Raw genomic sequence first — 22,464 nt, forward strand, 5'->3', positions numbered from 1 at the left:
AGCGGTCATTGTCGCTGAATTGCCGGCAGCCCGGCGTTCACGATTGCCCTAGTCGGACGCGATGGTGGGCGCACAGCGATCGAGGCGCCGGACGCTTCCCCGCTCAGTCGCCGGGAAGCCAGGTGATGCTCGGCGGCTGCAGCTCCATGGTGCAGCACACCAGGAGCCCCTGCTGCTCCAGATTGAGCTTGGCGCTGCGCCGCGGCAGCAGGGCACGCACCAGGCCCAGGCCCGACACGCTGCCCGGCACGCCCGCCAGCGTGAAGCCCGGCGGCAGCTGGCCCGGGTTGACGATGCGGATGGACAACCGGTCGGCCTCGCAGCGCAGGTGGCAGTGGATGGGCGCCTCCTCGCTGTGCTTGATGGCGTTGGTGAGCAGCTCGTTGAGGGTCAGCGCGATGGGGATGGACTCCGCCTCGGGCAGCGCCCAGCGCTCCGCCTGCGCCGCCATGCCGCCCTCGATATGGCAGTGGATGGGGCGACCGAACATGCGCTGTACGGAGCCCGTGATCGCCTCCACGACCTTGGGCACGCGCAGCGGCCCGGTGCCGCCCACCTGCAGGCCGTAGACCTGCGCGATGGCCTGCACCTGGCCCACGGCCTCCGAGATCACGCCCTTGATCTCCGGCCGGCGCGCGGCGATCTGCTGCAGCAGCCCGGCCACGCCCTGCAGGTTGTTCTTGATGCGGTGGTGCACCTCCTTCACCAGCAGCTCACGCTGGGCGATGGCGGCTTCCAGGCGCGCGGCCTCGGCGGCGCGCTGCTCGGTGACGTCCGTGGCCACCATGAGCAGCTGCTCGGGTTCGCTCGCACCGTCGGGGCGGCTGACGTCGCTCAGGTGCAGGTAGCGCGTGTCCCAGATGCGGGTCTCGCCGCCCATGCTCAGGGGGTACTCGCGCTGCGTGACGGCGTCCGTCTGCAGCGCGGCCTCCATGTCCCGGCGGATGGCGCCACCCTGGTCGGGGCCGAACAGCTCCTCGGGCGTCGCGCCCAGCAGCGCCTGCTCGGGACGGCCGGCCAGCCGCGCGGCGGCCTGGTTGATCTTCTCGAGGCGCAGGCTGCGGGCGTCGAGCAGGCTGATGGCCAGCGGCGCCACCTCGATGATGCGGCGCAGCGAGGCCTGCGCCTGCTGCGTCTGTGCCTCGGCCTGGCGGCGGCGCTCGATGTCCAGCAGCGCGTAGGTGAGCTGGCGGCCGTGCTCGGCAAGACCTGTCACCACGGCATTGCCCACCACCCAGAACTCGCGGCCGTCGCGCGCCATCAGCCGGCACTCGAAGGTCTCGGCCTGGCCCTCGGTGAGCTCGTCCAGGTAATGCGTCTGGCGGAAGGGATGCTCCGGCTCCGCCGTGGCGACGATGCTCATGGGCTGGCCGAGGAACTCGACGAGGTCGCCACCGAACATGCGCCGGGCCGAGCGGTTCATCCATTCGATGCCGCCGCGCCCCACGGTCACGATGCCCACCAGCACGGAGTCCAGCACCGCCCGCTCGCGCTCGGCCTGCAGCAGCAGCGACTGCTGGGCGCGCCAGCGGTCGTCCACGTTCACGTAGGTGGCGATGAGGGCCTCGTCCGCGACCCCCTGGCGCATCAGGCGCTTGCTGACCTGCATCCACAGCAGGCTGCCGTCGCGGCAACGCACGCGGCGCTCGCCCCGCCACAGGCCGCTGTCCTGCAGGGCGGCCTGGGTGAGCCGGCCGATGTGCTCGTACTCGTGGTGGGACTCGTAGAGCATCTCCAGCGGCAGGCCCACGAGCTCCTCGATCCGGTAGCCCGTCAGCTGCGCCAGCGCCTCGTTGGCCCGCTCGATGCGGCCGCCGCGCAGGATGGCGATGCCCACGTCGGAGAGGCTGAACATCAGCTCGCGGTCCTGCACCAGCGTCTCCAGCTGGGCCTGCTGGCTCTTGAGGCGGCTGATGTCGCTGATCACGGCGATGGCCTCGGGCTCCACGGACTGGCCCGCGGGCACGGCCTTGAGACTCAGCGACAGCCAGCGTGCCGGCGCGTCGGCCGGCGCCTCCTCGGGGGCGACCTGCTGGAACTCGGCCTCGAAGGGCTGCTGGGGATCGAGGGCCTGGAGCGCCGTGAGCACCGCCTGGCCCAGAGCCGGCAGCGCCTGGAACAGCCGCGCGATGCCGGTACCGGCCTCCGGCAGGGAGGGATGGCCCAGCATGCGCGCGAAGCCGGGATTGCAGCGCACCAGACGCTGGCCGCGCAGATAGGCAAGGCCGAGGCCCGCCCCGTCCATCGTGGTGGTCAGCTCGTGCAGCAGCTGCTCGCTGCGGGCCAGGGCCTGCTGCTGGGCCGTCATGTCCAGCGTGACGACGGAGGTGGTGCGCTGCCCCGTGCCCAGCTGCCCGGGCTCGACGCGCGTCAGCAGCCAGCGCCGGCCGAGCTCGGGATGCCGGACGGCGTAGCGGACCTCGGCCTTCTCGCCGGTCTTGAGCGCCTTCTGCAGCCGTTCGAACTCGGGCAGGGACTCGGGCTCGACGATGTCGCGCCCCACGCCCTGCAGCGCGGCCAGCGGACCCGCGGGCGCCGCGCCGCCCTTGCCCGCGCGGGGGCGCAGCCAGCCGGCGTCTTGCTGGAAGGTGGCGAGGCCGACCCCGGCGGTGTCCATGAGGGCGTCCAGCTGCTGGTGGGCGAGGTCACGCTCCTGCTCCAGGTTGCGATCCTCGAGGACGGCCATGACCCGGGGCGTGGCGCCCGGGACTTCCGGCAGGGCTTGCAGGCGCGCCTGCCACCAGCGGGGGCGGCCTTGTGCGTCGGGCAGGCTGCCCTGGATCAGCACGGGTTCCTGGCGTCCCGTCAGCACCGGATGCAGGCCCTGGGGCGACCAACCGAGCAGCGCCTGCAGCGCCGGCGGCGCCTCGTGCAGCGTGGCCGGCACCTGGGGGTACAGGGCAGCGAAGGCGCCGTTGTGACGCAGCAGCAGGCCCTGGGCGTCGAACATCAGCAGCGGCTGCGGGTTGAGGTCCAGCCACTGCAGCATCTCCTGGTGATGGCGGTCGGTCTGCTCGCGGGCCAGCACTTCGGCGCTGCAGTCCTGGAGCAGCACGAGGCTCAGCGTGGGCGCCTGCGCGTCGTTGAGCCGGTGGCTGCTGATGCGCATCCAGTGCTCCGCGCCGCCGGCATCGCGCAGGCGCAGGGGGCGCGCCGCGCTGTCCGGGCGCACCAGGCTGCGTGCGAGCGCACGGCTGTGGGGCCGCTCTCGCCATTGGGCGCGATCCTCGGGGGCCAGCCACAGGGAGAAGTCCTGCCCGGCCAGCGCCTCCAGCGGCTTGCCCAGCAGCTGCAGGAGGGCCTCGTTGGCGCTTTGCAGGCGATGCTGACCGTCCTCGATGAAGGCGGGCCAGGGCGATTGCCAGAACACCCGCATCAGCTCGTGCGGGGTGCCGGCCGGGCCGGCAGGACTGCCGATGGCGGCCGGCGTCGGTCCGGGAGATTCGGGGCCTGGCACGGCCGGAGCCGGCGTCGTGCCGGATCCACCGGGGTCGCCCGCCGGCCGCCGGCCCAGCACCGAGCTGCCGGCGCGGGTGGGGCGGGCGGCATCCGGCAATGCCGTGTCGATGCGGGCATGCAGCATCCAGCAGGCGGTGTCCTGCGGATCGGGCGAAAGGGCGATGAGCTTGAGCTGCGCGCGCTGTCCCGAGCTCAGCGCCCAGGTGGGCGCCACGGGGGCGCGGCGGCCCTCCGCGAGGGCGTGGGTGGCCAGCTTGAGCCAGTCCCAGACCTTGGTGCCCGCGGCGGTGCGCAGGGCTTGCAGGCTCGAGCCGGGGTGCAGGTCCAGGGCCTGCGCAGCGGGGTTGGCCTCGAGGATGTCCAGCCGCTGGTCGAGCAGGAGCACCGGGTCGCTGAGCTCGAGCATGAGCCCGCGCAACGCGGTCAGGTCCTGGGCAAGCAGAGAGAGCTGGGAGGGCACGAGGCGCAGTGTAGGACAAGCGCGGCGGGCCCCCGCCCGTCAGGGCCTCATTCGAGCTGGGCGGCCTTGCCGAGCGCGCGCGCCACGGCGAGGTTCACTTCCTCGGCGCCGAGCATCAGGGCCTCGGTGCTGGCCCGGAAGTCGAACACCGACTCGTTCTCGATGGCATGCACCAGGTCCAGGTAGGGCTTGCACGGGCCGGTCTGGTCGACCAGCGCCTGGCGCACCCGCTCGGGCACGGGGATGGACTGCAGCAGCTTGTCGAAGGGCTGCTTGAGCATGTGGTCCAGCAGCGAGAAGAGGCCGCAGATGAACATCTCGTCCCGCATCTCGGACTCGTTCATGCCCTTGGCGAGTTCCTCCATCAGCAGGCCGCGACGCAGGGCGGCGTACATGATGGGACGCATGGTGTGGTCCTTGCTGGCGGTGGCCAGCAGCAGCGCCAGCCAGCGCTTCAGGCGGGCATAGCCCAGCAGCATGATGGCGTGGCGGAAGGAGCTGACCTCCACCGGCAGCCCGAAGGCCGCCGAGTTCATGTAGCGCAGCAGCTTGAAGGCCAGGCTGGGGTCGCGCTTGAGGGTCTGTTCCAGGCGCTCGACGTCATCGCCCTGGTCCAGGCGCGACATCAGCTCCACGATGACCTGCAGGTCTGCTGCGATCTCGGGCTTGCCGGCGCCGGGCGGCGGTTCGTAGGCCTCCACGGCCGGGCTGCCCGTGACGAGGGCGGCGCCGAGCTTGAAGGCCTCGTCGATCTCGGCAGCGCCGCGGGCATTGCCCACGAGCACGTTCTTGCCCTGCAACGCGGCGAGGCCGAGGCGGCGGGCGTCGTCGAGGTCCAGCTGCACGCGGCCGAAGGCGCCACGCAGCTCCTGGGGCAGCGGGTTGTTGCTCAGGCCCTTCAGCAGCAGACCCGTGCCGTTCTGGCGGGCGGCCTGGATCGCCTCGGCGGCCTCGGGGCTCGTGCCCATGAAGGCCGGCCATTCCAGCTGGGCCTGGGCGGGCAGGCGTTGCGTGGCCAGGCCATGGAGGCCGGTCTCGCTCATGAGGTTCAGCTGCACGGGCCTGGGCGGTTCACCAAAGGCGGGCTGCAGCGCGGCCAGCAGGGCGGCTCCATCCAGCGAGGCATCGGGGCGCAGGGGCAGGATGCTCAGGCGCGTGGCCGTGACCATGCGCTGGGCATCGATCACCGGTGCGTAGCCGAGGGCCACCAGGCCCAGGATGGGATGTTCACTCATGCAGGCGCTTCGCTTGGATTCAGTTGTTCAGGTAGTTGAAGAGGGACATGCGCTGCACCGTGGCGTAGGCCTTGAGGGCGGCTTCGTAGCCGGTCTGCTGGTTCTGGAAATCGGAAATCGCCCGGGTCATGTCAAGGTCTTCCGCGGCCGACTTCTCGGCTTCGTTGTACTGCTTCAGCGCGGCCAGTCGGGTCTCGGTGCCGTCCAGATTGTTCAGGCGTTCCCCGACCTGGCTTCGCACATTCTGCAGGTTGGCCATGGAGGCGTCCAGATCCCGCAGTGACAGGACGTTGCTTTGCACGACCTCGGTGCCGGTTCGGTTGGTCTTGCGCAGGTCGGCCACCGCGTTGTCGAGCACATCGAAGACCTTGAGCGTGCTCGTGGCAGGCTGGACCTGGAACTCGTCGCCGTCGGCGGCCACGCCCGTGAGTGTCATGGACATCCCGTCGAAGTCCAGGCTCTTGCCCGGCACATAGGTGCCGGATTTCACGACCCCGCCCGTTGTCGTGTCGAGCACGGTGTAAGTGGCTGTAGGACCTGTACCACTGATGGAAATCTTGTAACTGTCTCCCGTGAGCGCGGCGGGGTCGATCACGCGGCCGGAGTCGATCCACGACTTGGCCGGGGCGGCGGTGATGCTGTTGGGCAACGCCGAGGTGACGAAGCTGCCGTTGCCGCTGCGGGCCTGTTCCCAGGTCTGGCGACCGTCCACGGTGAGGGGGAAGTTGTCGAGGTTGCCGGTCTGGATCTGGCCCGAGGAGCCGCTGTAGACCACGCCGGTCGCGGTGTCCAGGAAGGGCGGGTTGCCCGCACCCTGGCCCGAGAAGAGGTAGCCGCCGCCGCCGTCGGCCCGGTTGGCAATCGACAGCAGCTGGGCGCGCAGACCCTCGATCTTGTTGGCCAGGCCATTGCGCTCGGCGTCGCTGTAGGTGCCGTTGCCCGCCGACACGAGGGCCTCGCGGATCTGCTGGAGGATCTCGTTGGCGTCACCGAGGGCGCCCTCGGCCAGGGTCATGCCGTTGCGGCTGGCCTCCAGCGCACGCTGGTTGGCGTCCACCCGGCCGATGGCGGACAGCGCACGTTCGGCGCGGGCCGCACCGGTGGGGTCGTCGCTGGCCCGCTCGACCCGCTTGCCGGAGGTGAGCCGCTGCTGGGCGTCCTGCATGCGCTGCTGGCGGGCCTGCAGCTCGGTGATGCCGGCGTCGAAGACGGTGATGGTGGCGAGTCTCATGAGGGACGTCCTTCAGCGGCGCATAGCGCCGGTTTCATCGCTGGGCAAGGGTCAGCAGCTCGGCGAAGACGGTCTGCGCGGTCTGCAGGACCTTGGCGGCGGCCTGGTAGCCCTGCTGGTACTGCATCAGCCGGGCGGCCTCTTCGTCGAGGTTGACGCCGGCCTGGCTGGCGCGGCTGGTCTCGGCGTCGGCCGCGACGGCGGAGGACACATTGCTGAGGTACTGCGCCCCCTGCACGCGGGCCCCGATCTCCGACATGGCCGCGGCATAGGCGTCGTTGATGGTGGAGCCGGCAGCCAGGCTGCCGTCGGGCAGCAGGCGCTGACCGACGAAGGCCTCCTTCTGGATGTTCAGGAAGGCCTTGGCGTTGCCGTTGTTGCTGGCGGGGAACTTGGTCGTGGTGATGTCGATGGCATCGTTCTTCTTGGGCACACCCACGAGGCGCAGCTCGAAGCCGAGGTCGATCGGCGGCGTCGCGGCGGGGTCGTTGCCGATGGGCGAGCCGGGCGTCCAGGTGCCCGTGAGCGTGCTGCCGTCGGACAGCGTGATGGTGTAGTCCACGCCGTTCGTGATGGACGGGTTGGGATCGCCGAAGACCAGGCGGGCCGGCGTCAGGCTGAGGTTCAGCTTGTTGTTGACGGCGTACATGGCGTCGACGCTGACCGTGCCCTTGTTGTTCACGTCCGTCGTGGCGCTGACCGGCGAGGCGGCCGCGATGCCCGTGGTCTGGTCCAGGACCCGGCGCATGTCCACCGAGGCCTGCGCGACGGGCTCCAGCAGCAGGCTGTCCGTGGCGGTGAGCGGGGCGCCGACGACCTTGACCGTGAAGCCGTCCACCGAGTCGCCGTCGGAGATCGTGCGCTCCAGACCGTCCGAGAGCCGGGTCAGCTTGTACTGCCCCGGCGAGGCGGCATCGAGCTCGAGCTTGTAGGAACTGGCCTGCAGCAGCTTGGCGTCGCTGATGGAGAGGTCGACCTTGCTGGCGAAGGTGCCGTCCGGATTGCGCGCATTCGTCTCGGCCGGCAGCGCCCGCGGCGGGGCCAGCGAGAAGATGGGATTGCCCGTCCCCGGCGGATTCGTGAGCGTCCAGCCCAGGGCCTGCTGGTCGTTGACGCGCGTGGCCAGGGCGGTGGCCATCTGCCCGATCAGGTTGCGGGCGTCCTGGATGTCCTTGTTCTGATAGCGCAGCAGCGCGCTGAGCGACCCACCGGTCAGGATCGACTCGTCCAGCTTGCGCGGGCCGCTGACGTCGATGATGCTCAGCGAGGCGCGCGCCGGATCGTAGGGATCGGCCGTGACCTTCAGCGCCTGCGCATCGGCGCCCAGCACCAGGCGCTGGCCGCCGCCGATGAACACGCCCACCGTGCCGTCGTCCTGGGCCAGCGTCGTCACCTGCACGTACTGGCTGAGCTGCGAGATGAGCTGGTCACGCTTGTCGAGCAGGTCATTGGGGGTATGGCCGTTGCCATTGGAGCGCGCCACCTGGTCGTTCGCCGCGGCGATCTGCTTGGCGAGCTGGTTGATGACGTCCACGTTGGCCTTGAGGTCGCTCACCACGCCCGCCTGCAGCTGCTGCAGCTGCTCACCCGCGTTGGAGAAGCGCGCTGCCAGCTCCTGCGCCCGTCCGAGCACGACCTGGCGTGCCGAGGGGTCGTTGGGCCGGCTGGTCACGTCGACCATGGCATTGAGGAACTGGCTGGCGGCGTAGCCCAGGCCCTGCGTCCCGGGCGGGAAGAGCTTCTCCAGCTGCGTCAGCTGCTCGAGGCTGGTCTGGTCCATGTAGGCCGTCGACTTCGTGGCGGACGCGTTGGTGGTCAGGAAGGCGTTGTAGGAGCGGGTGACGGTCTCGATCACCACACCCTTGCCAAAGTAGCCGGCGCCCGTGTACTGGCCTTCCGGCGTCGTCAGCTGGAGGCTCTGGCGCGAATAGCCCGGCGTGTTGGCATTGGAGATGTTCTGGCCGATGACCTGCAGTGCCGCCTGGTTGGCGAACATGGCCCGCATGCCCAGGGACATCAGTGCGGAGTTGCCCATGATTCAGTCCTTGCTTCCGTGCACGGCCAGGCGGGACGGGCCGCTCAGGCCAGGGCGCGCTGCACGCGCACCGTGGTGTTGATGGTCCTGGCCAGCTTGACGGCGTAGTCCGGATCCGTGGCGTAGCCGGCCTTCTGCAGGCCCTGCGCGAAGGTCTCGGCGCTGCCGGTGCCGGCCTTGGCCACGACGTCCTTGTAGCGCTCGTTGCTGCCCAGCAGCTTGGCGTAGTCCTTGAAGGCGTCGGCGTAGCTGTCGTAGGCGCGGAACTTCGCGGTGACCTTCTGCAGCCGGCCGTCGATGTACTCGGTGGTCTGGACCTCGGTCGTCTTGCCGGTCCAGCCGGCGGTGGCCTTGATGCCGAAGACGTTGTGCGAGGTGCTGCCGTCCTTGTTGAGGATCTCCCGCTTGCCCCAGCCCGATTCATGGGCGGCCTGCGCGATCATGAAGGACGCCGGGATGCCGGTGCTGGCCTGCGCCTCCTTGGCGGCACCGTCGTGCTTGAGGATGAAGTCCTGCACATGCGGCGCGACGTTCTTCTTCGCGAGCTGCGGCAGGGCCTGCGTGGCGGCGGTCTTGTCGGTGTCGGGGCTCACGCCCATCTGGCGCTGCAGCTGGCGGGTGATGGCGTCGGAGAGCCCGCCGGGCAGGCCCGTCATCTTGGTCGCGAACTGCTGGTCCAGCATCTCCGTGCCCATCTGCGAGCCGGCGTTGTCCAGCATGCCCGAGGAGAGCGTCGCGGCGCGCATGCTCTTCATCACCTCCTGCATGAAGAGGGCCTCGAACTGCTTCGCGGTCTCCTTGATCTGCGCCTTGGGGTCGCGCGCAGCGGAGGCGCGCAGGGCGTCCAGCGAGCGCGTGTCCGTGCTCAGGCTGTTGCCGCTGAGGGTGGGCGGGTTAAATCGCATGGCAGGTCTCCGATGCGGTGTCTCGCAACCGTCGGGGCAGGACAGCTGCCGGGCCTTCGGGCGTGCCGCCTGAGGGGGCCGAGACAGGACACAAGCGGGGACCGTTTGTGCCGGTCGAGGGGCCAGGGCTCTGGCCTGGCGCGGCCTGCAAGGCGGGCGAAGCCAGAAGGGGGGGAGCCATCAAATCACCTCCAGCTCTGCATTCAGGGCGCCGGCGGTCTTCATCGCCTGCAGGATCGCCAGCAGATCCTGAGGGGTGGCGCCGAGGGCGCTGAGCGCCTTGACCACATCCGCAAGCTTGGCGCTCGCGGGCAGCTGGATCAAGGGGCCGGGCTCCTGGCGGATCGCGATATCGGTCTTTTCTGTCACGACGGTCTGCCCGCCGGAGAGGGCGCCGGGCTGGCTGACCTGCGGCGTGCTGGTGATCGTCACCGAGAGGTTGCCGTGGGCCACCGCGCAGTTGCCGATGCTCACGGCCTGGTTCATCACGACGGAACCGGTGCGTGCGTTGATCACCACGCGGGCGGCCGGCGCGGCCATGTCGATGGGCAGCTCCTCGAGGTCGGCGAGGAAGGCGACGCGCTCGTCGCTGTCCGTCGGGGCCTTGACGCGCACCACGCGCCCGTCGACGGCCTGGGCCACGCCAGCGCCCTTGGCCTTGTTGATGGCGCGGGCCACGGCACGGGCCGTGGCGAAGTCGGCGGCGTTGAGGTCCAGCTGGATGGCCTCGCCCAGCGCCAGCGGCGTCGGCACGGCGCGCTCGACGGTCGCACCCGCGGGGATGCGGCCGGCGCTGAGATGGTTGATCTGCACCTTGGCTCCGCCGGCCGAAGCCCCGGCGCCGCCCACGATGAGGTTGCCCTGGGCCATGGCGTAGACCTGGCCGTCGGCGCCGCGCAGGGGCGTGGCGATCAGCGTGCCGCCGCGCAGGCTCTTGGCATTGCCGATGGAGGAGACGTTGATGTCCAGCGTCTGGCCGGGCTGGGCGAAGGGCGGGAGCTGGGCCGTCACCATCACCGCGGCGATGTTGCGCGGCTGCATGGTCACGCCCTGGGGCAGGATGACGCCGAACTGCTGCAGCATCGCCTGCAGGCTCTGGCCGGTGAAGGGGGCCTGCGTGGTCTGGTCACCGGTGCCGTCCAGGCCCACGATCAGGCCGTAGCCGGTCAGCGCATTGGTGCGCACGCCCTGGACGGCGGCGACCTCCTTGAGACGCACCGCTTCGGCAGTGCCTGCCGCGAACAGCAGGGCGGCGAGCAGGAGACGGAGAACGGTGGTGGTGGACATGATGGTCGCAGGGGAAGCCTTGCGACCAATTTTGCGAAAACTTTAGACCGGCGAAAGACTCAAAAAGAAGCGCGACAGCCAGCCTATTCCATGGGCCTCGCCCGGCGCGCCGCGCCCGCGCTGCTCGATGCGCACGTTCGCGATGGCCGTGGAGGGGATGGCGTTGCCCTGCTGGATGGCACGCGGGTCCACCTGGCCCGAGAAGCGCAGCACGTCGACGTTCTGGTTCACGCCGATCTGCTTCTCCGCCATGATCAGCAGGTGGCCGTTGGGCAGCACGGCGGTCACGATGGCCGTGACGGTGCCGGTGAACTCGTTGGTGTTCTGGTTCGCGCCCTTGCCGGCCGCCTTGTTGGACGAGGTGCCACCCACGGTGGCCCGTCCGAAGCTGTTGGCGGAGATGCCGGGCAGGGCGGTGAGGCTGCCGCTCAGGTCGCCGCTCTTGGCCAGCTCGCTGGTGGAGGACTGGCTGGCGCTCACCTTCTCGGCGATCTGCACGGTCAAGGTGTCGCCCACCAGGCGCGCGCGATGGTCCTCGAACAGCGGTCGGTAGCTCGCCGCCTGGTAGATCGCCCCGTTCAGGGCCGTCTGCGGCGGCACGGCCGGCATCTGCACCACGGGCGTGTTCTGCATCTCGACCTGGGGCATCTTCATCGTGCTGGCGCAGCCGCCCAGCAGGGCGATCGCGCACAGGGCGGGCAGGGGAGCGAGGCGGGAGCGCATGGGGAGTCCTCTCAGTCGGCGGGCGAGGGGGTCAGTGAGGCGCGATCAGATCTGCGCCAGCTTCTGCAGCATCTGGTCGGAGGTCTGCACGGCCTTGGAGTTGAGCTCGTAGGCGCGCTGGGTCTGGATCATCTGCACCAGCTCCTCCACCACGTTGACGTTGGACGTCTCGACGAAGCCCTGCTGGATCGCGCCCATGCCGTTGGCGTTGGGCGCTCCGGCGTTCGGGGTGCCCGAGGAGGCCGTCTCGGTGAAGAGGTTCTGGCCCTTGGGTTCCAGGCCGGCCGGGTTCACGAAGTTGGCCAGCTGGATCTGGCCCAGTGTCTGCGGCTGCGTCTGGCCGGGCACCACCACGCTGACCGTGCCGTCCTGGCCGATGGTCACGCTCTGGGCGTTGGCCGGCACGGTGATGCCGGGCATGACGGTGTAGCCGTTGTTGGTCACGATCTGGCCGTTGGCGTCGAGCTGGAAGCCGCCGTCGCGGGTGTAGGCCGTGGTGCCGTCCGGCATCTGGATCTGGAAGAAGCCGCTGCCCTTGATCGCCAGGTCGAAGTTGCCGGTGGTCTGCTGCAGACTGCCCTGGCTGAAGTTGCGCGAGGTCGCGACCGTGCGCACGCCCAGGCCCAGCTGCAGGCCGGTGGGCAGCTGCGTCTGCTCGGTCGTGTTGGCGCCGCTCTGGCGGAGGTTCTGGTAGATCAGGTCCTCGAACACCGCATGGCTGCGCTTGAAGCCGTTGGTGCCGACGTTGGCCAGGTTGTGCGAGATGTTGTCCAGCTGGGTCTGCTGGGCTTCCATGCCGGTCTTGGCGATCCAGAGCGAGCGAATCATGGCGGGGTCCTTCTCGAAGCCGTGCCCTCAGGCTCAGCTGTTGCTGGACAGCAGCTTGGCGCTGGTCTGTCCCTGGGTCTGGGCGATCTGGAGCAGCTTCATCTGCTGCTCGAACTGACGGGCCGCGGCGATCATGCTGACCATGGTCTCGACGGCGCTCACGTTGGAGCCCTCGAGCGCGCCATCCTGCAGCCGTGCGGCCTGATCGGCCGGCAGGTCGCCATTGGCGGCGCGGAAGAGGCCGTCGGGTCCCCGGGTCAGCGGGGTCTCTGCGGTGGGCGTGACCAGCTTCAGGCGGCCGATGGCCGTCGGGCGGCCCGTGGCCCCCTTGGCCGTCAGCGTGCCGTCGTTGCCGATGCTCAGCTCGCTGTTGGGCGGCACGTTGATGGGGCCGCCGTCGCCCAGCACCGGCAGGCCGTTGCGCAGGACGAGCAGGCCTTCGCTGCTGACGTCCAGCGAGCCTGCCCGCGTGTAGGCCTCGGTGCCGTCCAGCCCCTGCACGGCCATCCAGGCGTCGCCACGCATGGCGACGTCCAGGTTGCGGCCGGTGGCGCTGATCACGCCGGGATCGGGGTTGTAGCCGATCGTCGTCTCGAGCGCATAGGCTCGCGTGCTGGCGCCGTCGCCGCGCACGGGCACGGCGCGAAAGGCCGCCAGCTCGGCACGGAAGCCGTTCGTCGAGACGTTGGCCAGGTTGTTGGCCAGCACGTCCTGACGCTGCATGGCCGCCTTCGCGCCGGCCATCGACAGGTAGATCATGCGGTCCATGGCAGTCCTTGATCAGCGATGCAGGGCATCAACGCAGATTCACGAGCGTCTGCAGCACCTGGTCCAGCGTCTTGATGCTCTGGGCATTGGCCTGGTAGACGCGCTGTGCCGTGACCATGTTGACCAGCTCGGCCGTCATGTCCACGTTCGATTCCTCGAGGGCGCCGGACTGCAGCACGCCCATGTTGCCGTCGCCCGGCACGCCCACGACGGCGTCGCCCGACCCGTAGGTGCGCGCCCAGACGTTGCCGCCCAGGGGCTGCAGGCCCTGCGTGTTGCGGAAGGTCGCGAGCTCCACCTGCCCCGCGGGCTTGGACTGGCCATTGGAGTAGCGGGCCATGATGATCCCGGACTTGTCGATCTGGATGCCGGCCAGCTGGCCCGGCGCGTAGCCGTCCTGCTTCACGTCGGTCACGGCGAAGCTGGAGCCGCCTTCCGTGGTCTTCAGGATGTTCAGCTTGATGCCGGCGATCGGCAGCGTGGCCGCGCCGGCGGCGTTGGTGGAGACCGGCACATCCATGTTGATGTCCGCCGTCGGACTCACGGGCTTGGACCCGTCGTAGGCCGAGAACACCAGCGTGGTGTAGGGCGCGGTGGGGTTGCCGTCGACATCGACGGGCGTCGCCGTGCCGGCGGCATCGACCTCCAGCGGCTTGCCATTGGCCGTGGCGTAGATGTTCCAGGTCGTGGTCGAGCTGGGATCGGGCGGAGGGGGGGTCGGGTCGCTCTTCTGGAAGTAGAAGGTCAGCGCCACGCTCTGGCCCTTGGCATCGTAGATCGTCATCGACGTGGCGTTGTTGTACGTCGCCGGGTCATTGAGCTTCATGCCCACGCCGGTGCCGCCAGGCGCCGTGCTCTTGGCGCGGGAGTCCAGGTTGAACTCCATCGAGACATTCTTCGTGACCTGCGGCGTGATGCCCGCGGTGGGCAGCTGCAGCGGCTGCGCCAGGCCCGGCTGGATCACGCCCGTGCCGTCGGCCGGATAGCCCAGCAGCTTGAGCCCGGCGTTGTTCACGATGAAGCCGTCGCGGCTCACCTTGAACTGGCCGTTGCGGGTGTACATGACGGGGTTCTTGTCGTCGCTCACCTGGAAGAAGCCCGAGCCGTTGATGGCCATGTCCATCGGGTTCTCGGTGGTGCTGATGTTGCCCTGCGTGAACTGCTGGGACACCGAGGCGAGGCTCGTGCCGATGCCCACCGGGTTCTGGCCCGCGCCGTTGAGGGCGCTGGCGTAGACATCGGCGAACTCGGCCCGCGAGGACTTGCCGCCGTAGGTGTTGGCATTGGCGATGTTGTTGCCGATGACCTCGAGGTTCTTGCTGGCGGCGTTGAGACCGGAGAGACCTTGCTGGAAGCCCATGATGTGTCCTTCGAAAGAATGTGTTCCCGGGGGTCAGTCGACCCGCTTGACGCTGCTGTAATCGACCATGCCGACCGTCTGCAGCTGCAGCTGCAGCTTGCTGCCGGCGGTGTTCACGGCCATGACCTTGTCATGGGCGTAGGCGGTGCTGGCGAGGACGCTGGCGCCCTTGCTCGCGGTGATGCGGAAGGTGTAGCCACCCGAGCGGGCGTCGACCTTGTCGGAGCTCCAGTCGAAGTCGTGCACGCCGGCGCCCTGGGCCCCGAGCTGCACGGTGTCGACCACCGCGCCCGACGGCGCCAGCACCTCCAGCTTCACGGCGTCGGCCGGGCTGGCGATCTCGAACGAGCCTTGCGCCTTGGCCGTGGTCTCGTTCCAGCTGAGCTTGCTGCCGGGCACCAGCACCTCGCGGCCGACCAGGCTCACGCTCTGCAGCGCCTGCATCTGGCCGAACTGGGAACCCAGGGCCTTGATGTTGTCGTTGAGATTGCTGATGCCGGTGACCGTCTGGATCTGCGCCATCTGCGAGGTGACCTGCGCGTTGTCCATGGGGTTCATGGGATCCTGGTTCTTCATCTGCGCGACGAGCATCTTGAGGAACCGGTCCTGCGTGTCCTGGGCCTGCTGGGCGGCGCTCGGCGCGGTGTTCGCGCTGCTGCCCGTGACCTTGCTGTTGCTGATGACGTTGCTGTAGTCCATGGCTTACCTCGTGTCGTGGGTGGGGCTCAGGACTGGCCCAGCTGCAGGGTCTTGAGCAGCAGGCTCTTCGCCGTGGTCATGACCTCGATGTTGTTCTGGTAGGAGCGCGAGGCGGAGATCATGTTGACCATCTCCTCGACGCTGTTGACGTTGCTGTAGGTGACGTAGCCCTCGGCATCGGCCTGGGGATGCTTGGGGTCGTGCACCCGGCGGCCCTGGGTCTGGTCCTCGGTGATCTGCGCCACGCGCACGCCGGCCGCGCCGGGGTCCTGGCCGGCGCCCATGAGCTGCGTCTGGAACATCACCTGGCGCGCCTTGTAGGCCTGGCCGTCGGGGCCGGCCACGGTGTCGGCGTTGGCCAGATTGCTGGCGACCACGTTCAGGCGCTGGCTCTGCGCACTGACCGCACTGCCGGACACATTGAAGATCTGGAACATGGACATGGGGCTCTCCTGCGGCGTCTTGCTTCAGCGGACCCTGCGGGCGTCAGGCCGCGTTGTGCGACTTCATCGCATCCAGGGTGGTCCGCACGCTGCTGTTGATGAAGCGCAGCGTGGCCTCGTACTTGACGGCGTTGTCCGCGAAGCTGGCGCGCTCGCGGTCCATGTCCACCGTGTTGCTGTCCAGATTGGTCTGGGCGGCCATGGCGTACTCCCGGCCCGAAGGGCTCAGCGCCCCCGCGAGCGGCGCCAGGTGGCGGCTCTGCGTGGTCTGCAGGGCGCCCGGGGTCGCGATCTCGCCGGTGGCCTCCTTCAGCGCGCGACTGAAGTCGATGTCGCGGGACTGGTAGCCCGGCGTGTCGGCATTGGCGATATTGCTGGCCAGCTGCTGCTGACGCTCCGCCCGCAGCACCAGGGCCTGGGTCTGGAAAGTCAGCGAATCGGTGAGGCGGTTGATCATGGGAGCGCTCCTTGCCGGGGCCGGGTTTCGAGGGCGGGTTCTGCGGTACGGCTGCAGGCCCTGTCGACGCCATGGCACGGGTTGTGGGCATTGTTGGGCGGCTGTCCGCCAAACATGAGCGGGAAAAGACGGCGCTTTGCTGCTCAATTCGGCGCTAAGGCCGGCCCGGCCGAGGCCTACAGTCCGATCCATCATGTGCAATCGGCCCACGCTCCTGCAATGCTCTGCCCGATGGCTGGCGGCGCTGCTGCTTGGCCTGCACGGCCTCGGGGCCCTCGCGCAGGGCCAGGGCCTGGACGCCTGGCGCCAGATGCTCCAGCAGACGGCGACGAGCGCCGTGACCCAGCTGAACCAGGGCCTGGGCAGCTCGGCCCGGGTGATGGTCGAGCTGGGGCAGGCCGATCCGCGCCTGCGCCTCGCCCCCTGCCAGCGCGCCGAACCCTATCTGCTGCCGGGCCTGCGCCTGTGGGGCCGCTCCCGCATCGGTCTGCGCTGCGTCGAGGGCCCGACGCGCTGGAATGTCACGCTGCCCCTGACCGTGCACGTCATCGCGCCGGCGCTGGTGGCCACCGGGCCGCTGGACGCCGGCACGCCGCTGCTGGCCGAGCACCTGCGCCTGGCCGATGTCGACCTGGCCGCGGAGCCGGGGGCCGTCTACACGGACGCCGCCGCCCTGCTCGGGCGGACCCTGGCCCGGCCGTTGCAGGCCGGCGAGGCCTTGCGGCCGGATCGCCTCCGGCAGCGCCAGTGGTTCGTCGCGGGTGCGCAGGTCAAGGTCGTCGCCCGGGGCGACGGCTTCGCCATCGCCGGGGAAGGGCAGGCGCTGGGGCAGGGCATCGAGGGGCAGGACGTTCGTGTTCGCTTTGAGAACGGCCGTACCGTTACCGGCCGGGCCGTCGGCGAGCGGGAAGTGGAGGTCCTGTTGTGAACGATGCACCAAGTCCGCACTTCACCCCCGTGCCCAGGGGGCGTCCAACTGGTATCGTCGGGGAAATGCCTCAAGTCCGGCGCAGGCCGGCCGATACACCGTCCAACAGGCTGGGCGGTTTCAAGCTCAGTCCTTGGAGAACATCATGAAAATCGGTCAAAACGCTGACAAACTCGCCGCCGCAGGCCTTGCCTCCGGCGTCGAGCGCCCGGCGACGGCGGAAGCCGGCCGCAGCAAGGGTGCTTCCGAGGCCGGTCCCGTGAAAAATGCCCCGGAAGCGAGCGCGAGGCTGGCGCTGTCCAGCACCGCGAGCACTATGTTGCAAGGTGTGCCGGACGACGGCAGCTTCGACGCCGAGAAGGTGCAGCGCATTTCCCAGGCGATCAGCGAAGGCAAGTTCAGCATCAATGCCGAGGCCGTCGCCGACAAGCTCATTGCCAATGCCCGGGAGATGGTCGGTCGCGTCGGCGCTCACTGAGCCCGCTGCCCCGAACCCCGGACGTCCATGTCACATCACAGCCCACAGGCGGATCCAGCCATGTCCACCCTGCCGCCCCCTGATACCCCCGAAGCGCTGAGCCAGGATCTGGAGCGGCCGCTGATCGACGTCGAGAACTGCCTGAACCTGCTGGGCGAGGCGCTCGCACGCCGTGACACGCCGGCCATCGAGACCCATTCGGCCGCCCTGCACCAGGCGCTGCAGGTCGCGATGAACAGCTTCATGGAAGCGGCGCGCAACGGCAAGGTGCCGCCCCAGCTGCGCAACCGCCTTGTCCAGGCCGGCGGCCGCGTGGCGGCGCAGCGCGAGTCTCTCAACCGGGCCAATGCGTCGCTGGATCGCGCCATCGACGTGCTGATCCCGCCCGAGCCGGGTGGCGTCTACGGCGCCAGCGGCAAGAACGAGCGCAAGAGCAGCCTCGGCGGGTCGATCCAGGCCTGACCTTCCCGGCGCCTGCCATGAAAGCCACGCTCCGCGTGGCTTTTGCATTTCCGGCCCTGGACAGGGCGCGACGTACTGCGTGGCTTACTGAGTGGCCTTGTGCCGCAGTGCTTCGAGGTAGGCGTGGCCATCCGGCGGGCGGCCGCTGCGCTGGGATTCCCAGATCATGGTGCCCAGGCATTCCATCGCCACGTGCTGGGCCTCGTGCAGGGACTGCTTGCGCGCGGCCAGCAGGTCCAGCGCCTGGCGCACGCCGCGCGGCTGGTCGATGGAATGCTGCTCGCTGATGCTCAGGTGCATCGACAAGTGCAGGAAGGGATTGGTGCGCCCCTCCTCGACGGTGTAGACGGCCTGCACGGCCTGTTCCTCATCGGCCAGCTCGGCGTGGTACTCCGGGTGCTGCTCGATCCACTGGGCGGCAAGCGTCTCCATGGGGGTCAGGGGCAGGCGGTCCCGCCACTTGGCGTAGGTGCTGCAGAAGAACCGGCGGACTTCGATCTGGGACGGGGCAAACATGGCGCCATTGTCGCCGCAAGCCGCCCGACCGTCCCGAGTGCGCCCGGCCCGTCAATCCGACCGGTGCTCGTCGCCCTCCGCCGGATTCCAGCCCTGGCGATGGCGCACCTGGGCGCGGGCCTCGCGCTCCTGGGCCATCAGCGTCTCCAGCTGCTGCCGCCCTTGCTTGACCATGGCGACGACCTTGTCCTGGTCGTTGCGATGCTGGGCCATGAGGCGCAGCTGCGCGCCGTTGTGCTGCCGGAATCGCCAGGCCTGGCGGCGCGCCATCGCCGGCTCCACGCCCAGCAGCTCCAGCACGCTGCGGCCGCTGAGCAGGGCGGACTCGAAGGTCTCGCGCTCGATGTGCTGCACACCCAGCTCCTGCAGGCGGTAGAAGTGCTGCACGTTGCGCGCCCGCGCCACCACCTGCAGCTGCGGGAAATGTTCGCGGGCCAGCTCGGCGATGGCCAGACTCTGCGCGACGTCGTCCACGGCGATGACCAGCACGGCGGCGGTCTCGGCGCCCGCGGTGCGCAGCAGGTCCAGGCGCGTGGCATCGCCGTAGAACACCCGCCAGTCGAAGCGCCGCAGCCCCTCGACCGTGTGGGCGTCGTGCTCCAGCACCGTCGCCTCGTGGCCGTTCGCGTAGAGCAGGCGGCCCACAATCTGCCCGTAGCGGCCGAAGCCCGCGATGATGACGGGCGCCTGCTGCGGCTCCCGGATCTCTTCCAGGGCCGGACCGCCGCGGCGAGCCAGCCGGGGCTGCAGCCAGCGATCGACGGCGGCGAGCAGCGCGGGTGTGCAGCCGAGGGACAGCGCCACCGCCGCCACCAGCGCCGAGGCCTGGGCGTCGCTCAGCAACCCGGCCTGCTGACCCAGCTGGAAGACGACGAAGCCGAACTCGCCGCCCTGGGCGAGCAGGATCACGAACACCGGGCGCTCCAGCAGCGGCAGGCCCATGGCGCGCCCCATGAAGAGCAGCAGCGCGCCCTTGAGCACCAGCAGCGCCGCCAGCAGCCCCGCCACGAGCAGCGGCTGGTGCAGCAGCACCTGCAGGTCCAGCCCCATGCCGACGGCGATGAAGAACAGGCCCAGCAGCAGACCCTTGAAGGGCTCGAGGTCGGTCTCCAGCTCGTGCCGGTACTCGCTCTCGGCCAGCAGAACACCGGCCAGGAAGGCGCCCAGTGCCATGGAGAGGCCGACGGCCTGCATCAGCGCGGCGGTGGCCAGCACGAGGAGAAGGGCGGCGGCGGTGAAGATCTCGGGCGTCGCGCTGCCGGCGATCCAGCGCAGGGCCGGGCGCAGCGCCAGGCGGCCGCCCAGGATCAGCACGGCGATGGCGCCCACGGCCTTGATCGCCTGCCAGTGGCCCTCGCTGCCGCTGCCGTCCGCACCCGCGAGGGCCGGCACCAGGGCGAGGATGGGAATGGCGGCGATGTCCTGCAGCAGGGCCACGCTCAGGATGCTCTGCCCGGCGGCGGTCGGGCCGAGGTTGCGCTCGCCCAGCACGGCCATCGCGACGGCCGTCGAGGACATCGCAAGCCCCAGGCTGCCCACCAGCGCCAGGCGCCAGGGCAGCCCGCACAGCAGGGCCAGGGCCATCAGCAGCGCCGTCGAGCCCAGCAGCTGCACCGAGCCCCAGCCGAAGATCGGCCGGCGCAGCTGCCACAGCCGGCGCGGCTCCAGCTCCAGGCCGACGAGGAACATCATCAGCACGACACCGATCTCGGCCACTTCGAGGATGGTGTCGGGCGCGGACACAAGGCCGGCCACCTGCGGCCCGATCAGCACCCCGGCGACGAGATAGCCGAGGATGGACCCGAGCCGCGCCCAGCGGGCGAGCGGCACGGCGAGCACGGCGGCGCCGAGGAACACGAGCGGCAGGTGCAGGAGGTCGTGGGCCGGTGCGCTCATGGCTGGACCTCCGCAGGCCGCTCGCCGGCCGGCAGCTCGTCCTGCTCGGCGCGGGCCGCGCCGCACCAGTGCGGGTAGTTCAGCAGGTGCTGGCGGGCGTCCTGCACGTGCTGGGCGATGGTCTCGTCGTCGGCCCGGTGGGCGCCGTGCAGCACCATCGGCGGGAGCAGGCGCAGGCCGCACAGGCGCGCCGTCTGGTCGTAGGGCAGGAGGAAGTCCTGGAACGGGTGCCGGTGGTGGCCTTCGGGGCTGTACGCGGCCTCGGAACCGCCGGTCGAGAGCAGCAGCCAGAGGTCTTTGCCCTGCAGCGCGTGACCGCCCGGCCCGTAGGCCCAGCCGTAGCTGAAGACCTCGTCCAGCCACAGCTTCATCAGCGCCGGCATGCCGTACCAGTGGATCGGGTGCAGCCACACCACGAGCCGCGCCTGCGCCAGGGCCTGCTGCTCGGCCTCGACATCGATCGCGTAGTCGGGGTAGAGGCGGTAGAGGTCCCGGATCTCGAGCCGGCCGGGCGGGAAGGGCGTGGCGGCCAGGGCGTCGGCGAGGCGCGCACTGACCCGCGAATGCGCCCGGTCGGGGTGGGCACACAAACAGAGAATTTCAGCCATGAGCGAGCGTAGCAGTGTCCGCGGGCGCCACACCCCGGCCCCGCCCGCATTGCGGAGCCCGGAAAGTCGCCGCTAACATGCATCGGACCGCCGCTGCCGGCGCGCGGCACCCGTTCTCCAGGGAGATGCCATGCCCGTGATCCTGGTCGCCAACCCCAAGGGCGGGGTCGGCAAGAGCACCGTCGCCACCAACATCGCGGGCTTTCTCGCTTGGCAGGGGCACGCGGTGGCCCTGGGCGATACCGATGTGCAGCAGTCCAGCCGGCAGTGGCTGGCGCAGCGCCCGCCGCAGCTGCCGCCGATCCGCGCGCTGGAGGTCGACGACGGGCAGGTTGCCCGCGTGCCCAAGGGCGTGAGCCACGTGGTGCTGGACACGCCGGCCGGGCTGCACGGCAAGCGCCTGGCCCGCCTGTACGGGCTGGCCGATGGCATCGTGGTGCCCCTGCAGCCCAGCCTCTTCGACATGCAGGCCTGCCATGCCTTCGTGCAGGAACTCCACGCGCTGGCGCCGGCGCGCAAATCGCCGCCTCGGCTCGGCCTGCTGGGCATGCGGGTGCGGCAGGGCACGCTGTCCCAGCAGCAGCTGCAGCGGTTCCGGCAGGGCCTGATCGAGGCGGCGGGCGGGCACCTCACCTGGCTCGGCGAGCTGCGGGACACCCAGCACTACGTGCAGCTGGCCGCTCGCGGGCTCAGTCTCTGGGACATCTCGCCCGGCCAGGTGGAGAAGGACTTGCAGCAATGGGAGTCGCTTTGCAAGTGGCTTCTGGGGTGAATATCCTCAAAGTTAACGATACGAGTGGCGAACCCGGTTCGGCAATCGCCCACCCGGAAGGGGTATGCCCTCGCCCAGGCGCCCCCACTATGATTCGACGCCCCGAGCTGCGGGGCACATTGATTCAGAACAATTGAGGAGACGGGCATGAAGGTGCTGCTCATTGATGACCACCCGCTGATTCTTGCGGCGCTGCAGACCGTGATTGCCGGCCTGGACGAGGGCGTGGAGATGGTGGGGGTGGAGACGGCCGCCGCGGCTCGCCAGCGCCTCAAGGACCAGGACGACTTCGACCTCGTCCTGCTGGATCTCCAGCTCGGAGACGCCAGCGGCTTCGATGTGCTGGAGGAGTTCCGCTCCGTCTATCCGGCGCTGCCGGTGGTCGTGATCTCGGCCTCCGACCGCGCCAGTGACGTCATTCGCTCCATCGACATGGGCGCCATGGGCTTCGTGCCCAAGCGCAGCAGCACCGAGGTGCTCTCCCAGGCGCTGCGCCTGGTGATGTCCGGCGGCATCTACGTGCCCCCCATGAGCCTGGGCAGCGAGGCCCCGGCGCCGGCCGCGCCCGAGGTCAACAGCCAGGCCGCGCGCCTGCAGCAGATCTCCCAGCTGGCCACGGCCACCGAGTACCAGATGCAGGCGGGACTGGAGAACCTGTCCCTCACGCCGCGCCAGACGGATGTGCTGGCGCTGCTGCTGCAGGGCAAGCCGAACAAGATCATCGCCCGCGAGCTGGGCGTGTCCGTCGAGACGGTCAAGGACCACGTGGCGGCCGTGCTGAAGGCGCTGGGTGTCAATTCCCGCACGCAGGCCGTGCTGGCCGTGAGCCAGATGGTGCAGCGCCAGCCGGACCAGAGCTTCAGCACCTTCCGGCAGCCGGCGCACTGAAGGCCGCCCGTCCAAGACGAAGCCCG

At 69.8% G+C, this 22,464-nt stretch carries 21 protein-coding genes; 5 read left to right on the forward strand and 16 right to left on the reverse strand.

Going from position 1 to position 22,464, the window contains the following annotated elements:
• Nucleotides 1–103 precede the first annotated feature (103 nt).
• The 13 genes from QRD43_RS17045 to flgB all read right to left on the reverse strand — a co-directional run bounded on the left by QRD43_RS17045 (nt 104) and on the right by flgB (nt 15,890).
• A complete protein-coding gene (locus tag QRD43_RS17045; RefSeq protein WP_285983706.1) occupies nt 104–3,919 on the reverse strand; it encodes a PAS domain S-box protein in 3,816 nt (1,271 codons plus the stop codon).
• A gap of 47 nt (nt 3,920–3,966) precedes the next feature.
• Nucleotides 3,967–5,154, reverse strand: a complete 1,188-nt coding sequence (locus QRD43_RS17050) for an EAL and HDOD domain-containing protein (RefSeq protein ID WP_285983707.1) — start codon at nt 5,152–5,154, stop codon at nt 3,967–3,969.
• A 19-nt stretch (nt 5,155–5,173) separates the two neighbouring features.
• The gene (gene flgL, locus QRD43_RS17055) at nt 5,174–6,385 is read right to left on the reverse strand and encodes a flagellar hook-associated protein FlgL (RefSeq protein WP_285983708.1); all 1,212 of its coding nucleotides are present in this window, start codon (nt 6,383–6,385) and stop codon (nt 5,174–5,176) included.
• Between the two features lie 34 nt (nt 6,386–6,419).
• Nucleotides 6,420–8,420: a flagellar hook-associated protein FlgK gene (flgK, locus tag QRD43_RS17060; protein ID WP_285983709.1), complete on the reverse strand. Its 2,001-nt coding sequence runs from the start codon at nt 8,418–8,420 to the stop codon at nt 6,420–6,422.
• Between the two features lie 44 nt (nt 8,421–8,464).
• Nucleotides 8,465–9,325: a flagellar assembly peptidoglycan hydrolase FlgJ gene (gene flgJ / locus QRD43_RS17065; RefSeq protein ID WP_285983710.1), complete on the reverse strand. Its 861-nt coding sequence runs from the start codon at nt 9,323–9,325 to the stop codon at nt 8,465–8,467.
• A 180-nt stretch (nt 9,326–9,505) separates the two neighbouring features.
• Nucleotides 9,506–10,612, reverse strand: a complete 1,107-nt coding sequence (locus QRD43_RS17070) for a flagellar basal body P-ring protein FlgI (RefSeq protein ID WP_285983711.1) — start codon at nt 10,610–10,612, stop codon at nt 9,506–9,508.
• A gap of 42 nt (nt 10,613–10,654) precedes the next feature.
• Nucleotides 10,655–11,335 carry a flagellar basal body L-ring protein FlgH gene (locus QRD43_RS17075; RefSeq protein ID WP_285983712.1) on the reverse strand — a complete coding sequence of 227 codons (681 nt, stop codon included), beginning with the start codon at nt 11,333–11,335 and terminating at the stop codon, nt 10,655–10,657.
• Between the two features lie 45 nt (nt 11,336–11,380).
• Nucleotides 11,381–12,163, reverse strand: a complete 783-nt coding sequence (gene flgG, locus QRD43_RS17080) for a flagellar basal-body rod protein FlgG (RefSeq protein ID WP_285983713.1) — start codon at nt 12,161–12,163, stop codon at nt 11,381–11,383.
• Nucleotides 12,164–12,196: 33 nt separating this feature from the next.
• A complete protein-coding gene (flgF, locus tag QRD43_RS17085; protein ID WP_285983714.1) occupies nt 12,197–12,931 on the reverse strand; it encodes a flagellar basal-body rod protein FlgF in 735 nt (244 codons plus the stop codon).
• Between the two features lie 28 nt (nt 12,932–12,959).
• Entirely contained in the window at nt 12,960–14,291 is a 1,332-nt protein-coding gene (flgE, locus tag QRD43_RS17090; protein WP_285983715.1) for a flagellar hook protein FlgE, read from the reverse strand.
• A 33-nt stretch (nt 14,292–14,324) separates the two neighbouring features.
• Nucleotides 14,325–14,990, reverse strand: a complete 666-nt coding sequence (locus QRD43_RS17095) for a flagellar hook assembly protein FlgD (protein ID WP_285983716.1) — start codon at nt 14,988–14,990, stop codon at nt 14,325–14,327.
• 26 nt (nt 14,991–15,016) lie between these two features.
• Nucleotides 15,017–15,433, reverse strand: a complete 417-nt coding sequence (gene flgC, locus QRD43_RS17100; protein WP_285983717.1) for a flagellar basal body rod protein FlgC — start codon at nt 15,431–15,433, stop codon at nt 15,017–15,019.
• Between the two features lie 43 nt (nt 15,434–15,476).
• Nucleotides 15,477–15,890: a flagellar basal body rod protein FlgB gene (flgB, locus tag QRD43_RS17105; RefSeq protein ID WP_285983718.1), complete on the reverse strand. Its 414-nt coding sequence runs from the start codon at nt 15,888–15,890 to the stop codon at nt 15,477–15,479.
• A gap of 193 nt (nt 15,891–16,083) precedes the next feature.
• Between flgB and flgA the strand changes: the two genes are divergently transcribed.
• The 3 genes from flgA to QRD43_RS17120 all read left to right on the forward strand — a co-directional run bounded on the left by flgA (nt 16,084) and on the right by QRD43_RS17120 (nt 17,758).
• Nucleotides 16,084–16,818 carry a flagellar basal body P-ring formation chaperone FlgA gene (gene flgA, locus QRD43_RS17110; RefSeq protein ID WP_285983719.1) on the forward strand — a complete coding sequence of 245 codons (735 nt, stop codon included), beginning with the start codon at nt 16,084–16,086 and terminating at the stop codon, nt 16,816–16,818.
• Between the two features lie 145 nt (nt 16,819–16,963).
• Nucleotides 16,964–17,296 carry a flagellar biosynthesis anti-sigma factor FlgM gene (gene flgM / locus QRD43_RS17115; RefSeq protein ID WP_285983720.1) on the forward strand — a complete coding sequence of 111 codons (333 nt, stop codon included), beginning with the start codon at nt 16,964–16,966 and terminating at the stop codon, nt 17,294–17,296.
• Between the two features lie 60 nt (nt 17,297–17,356).
• On the forward strand, nt 17,357–17,758 hold the full coding sequence (locus QRD43_RS17120) for a hypothetical protein (RefSeq protein WP_285983721.1): 402 nt from the start codon (nt 17,357–17,359) through the stop codon (nt 17,756–17,758).
• 84 nt (nt 17,759–17,842) lie between these two features.
• Here the strand turns inward: QRD43_RS17120 and QRD43_RS17125 are convergent, their stop codons facing one another.
• From QRD43_RS17125 to kefF, 3 genes are read right to left on the reverse strand one after another with little or no spacing between them, the layout of a single operon-like run.
• Nucleotides 17,843–18,274 (reverse strand): DUF1841 family protein, encoded by a 432-nt coding sequence (locus tag QRD43_RS17125; protein ID WP_285983722.1) that lies wholly within the window; start codon nt 18,272–18,274, stop codon nt 17,843–17,845.
• A gap of 51 nt (nt 18,275–18,325) precedes the next feature.
• Nucleotides 18,326–20,170 (reverse strand): glutathione-regulated potassium-efflux system protein KefC, encoded by a 1,845-nt coding sequence (gene kefC / locus QRD43_RS17130; protein ID WP_285983723.1) that lies wholly within the window; start codon nt 20,168–20,170, stop codon nt 18,326–18,328.
• Nucleotides 20,167–20,778 (reverse strand): glutathione-regulated potassium-efflux system oxidoreductase KefF, encoded by a 612-nt coding sequence (gene kefF, locus QRD43_RS17135; protein WP_285983724.1) that lies wholly within the window; start codon nt 20,776–20,778, stop codon nt 20,167–20,169. Before kefF ends, kefC begins: the two co-directional genes overlap by 4 nt.
• 130 nt (nt 20,779–20,908) lie before the next feature.
• Here kefF and QRD43_RS17140 point away from each other — a divergent pair, with 130 nt between their 5' ends.
• Together QRD43_RS17140 and QRD43_RS17145 are read left to right on the forward strand one after the other, a co-directional pair.
• Nucleotides 20,909–21,550: a ParA family protein gene (locus QRD43_RS17140; protein ID WP_285983725.1), complete on the forward strand. Its 642-nt coding sequence runs from the start codon at nt 20,909–20,911 to the stop codon at nt 21,548–21,550.
• Between the two features lie 147 nt (nt 21,551–21,697).
• A complete protein-coding gene (locus tag QRD43_RS17145; RefSeq protein ID WP_285983726.1) occupies nt 21,698–22,438 on the forward strand; it encodes a response regulator in 741 nt (246 codons plus the stop codon).
• Nucleotides 22,439–22,464 lie beyond the last annotated feature (26 nt).

This window comes from Roseateles subflavus (assembly GCF_030285365.1).
GTDB lineage: Bacteria > Pseudomonadota > Gammaproteobacteria > Burkholderiales > Burkholderiaceae_C > Roseateles_B > Roseateles_B subflavus.

Bases quoted from the DNA above. Each gene is read 5' to 3' on its own strand.
- QRD43_RS17050 (WP_285983707.1), bottom strand. From the start codon at position 5,154: ATGAGTGAACATCCCATCCTGGGCCTGGTGGCCCTCGGCTACGCACCG.
- flgL (WP_285983708.1), bottom strand. From the start codon at position 6,385: ATGAGACTCGCCACCATCACCGTCTTCGACGCCGGCATCACCGAGCTG.
- flgK (WP_285983709.1), bottom strand. From the start codon at position 8,420: ATGGGCAACTCCGCACTGATGTCCCTGGGCATGCGGGCCATGTTCGCC.
- flgJ (WP_285983710.1), bottom strand. From the start codon at position 9,325: ATGCGATTTAACCCGCCCACCCTCAGCGGCAACAGCCTGAGCACGGAC.
- QRD43_RS17070 (WP_285983711.1), bottom strand. From the start codon at position 10,612: ATGTCCACCACCACCGTTCTCCGTCTCCTGCTCGCCGCCCTGCTGTTC.
- QRD43_RS17075 (WP_285983712.1), bottom strand. From the start codon at position 11,335: ATGCGCTCCCGCCTCGCTCCCCTGCCCGCCCTGTGCGCGATCGCCCTG.
- flgG (WP_285983713.1), bottom strand. From the start codon at position 12,163: ATGATTCGCTCGCTCTGGATCGCCAAGACCGGCATGGAAGCCCAGCAG.
- flgF (WP_285983714.1), bottom strand. From the start codon at position 12,931: ATGGACCGCATGATCTACCTGTCGATGGCCGGCGCGAAGGCGGCCATG.
- flgE (WP_285983715.1), bottom strand. From the start codon at position 14,291: ATGGGCTTCCAGCAAGGTCTCTCCGGTCTCAACGCCGCCAGCAAGAAC.
- QRD43_RS17095 (WP_285983716.1), bottom strand. From the start codon at position 14,990: ATGGACTACAGCAACGTCATCAGCAACAGCAAGGTCACGGGCAGCAGC.
- flgC (WP_285983717.1), bottom strand. From the start codon at position 15,433: ATGTCCATGTTCCAGATCTTCAATGTGTCCGGCAGTGCGGTCAGTGCG.
- flgB (WP_285983718.1), bottom strand. From the start codon at position 15,890: ATGATCAACCGCCTCACCGATTCGCTGACTTTCCAGACCCAGGCCCTG.
- flgA (WP_285983719.1), top strand. From the start codon at position 16,084: ATGTGCAATCGGCCCACGCTCCTGCAATGCTCTGCCCGATGGCTGGCG.
- flgM (WP_285983720.1), top strand. From the start codon at position 16,964: ATGAAAATCGGTCAAAACGCTGACAAACTCGCCGCCGCAGGCCTTGCC.
- QRD43_RS17120 (WP_285983721.1), top strand. From the start codon at position 17,357: ATGTCCACCCTGCCGCCCCCTGATACCCCCGAAGCGCTGAGCCAGGAT.
- QRD43_RS17125 (WP_285983722.1), bottom strand. From the start codon at position 18,274: ATGTTTGCCCCGTCCCAGATCGAAGTCCGCCGGTTCTTCTGCAGCACC.
- kefC (WP_285983723.1), bottom strand. From the start codon at position 20,170: ATGAGCGCACCGGCCCACGACCTCCTGCACCTGCCGCTCGTGTTCCTC.
- kefF (WP_285983724.1), bottom strand. From the start codon at position 20,778: ATGGCTGAAATTCTCTGTTTGTGTGCCCACCCCGACCGGGCGCATTCG.
- QRD43_RS17140 (WP_285983725.1), top strand. From the start codon at position 20,909: ATGCCCGTGATCCTGGTCGCCAACCCCAAGGGCGGGGTCGGCAAGAGC.
- QRD43_RS17145 (WP_285983726.1), top strand. From the start codon at position 21,698: ATGAAGGTGCTGCTCATTGATGACCACCCGCTGATTCTTGCGGCGCTG.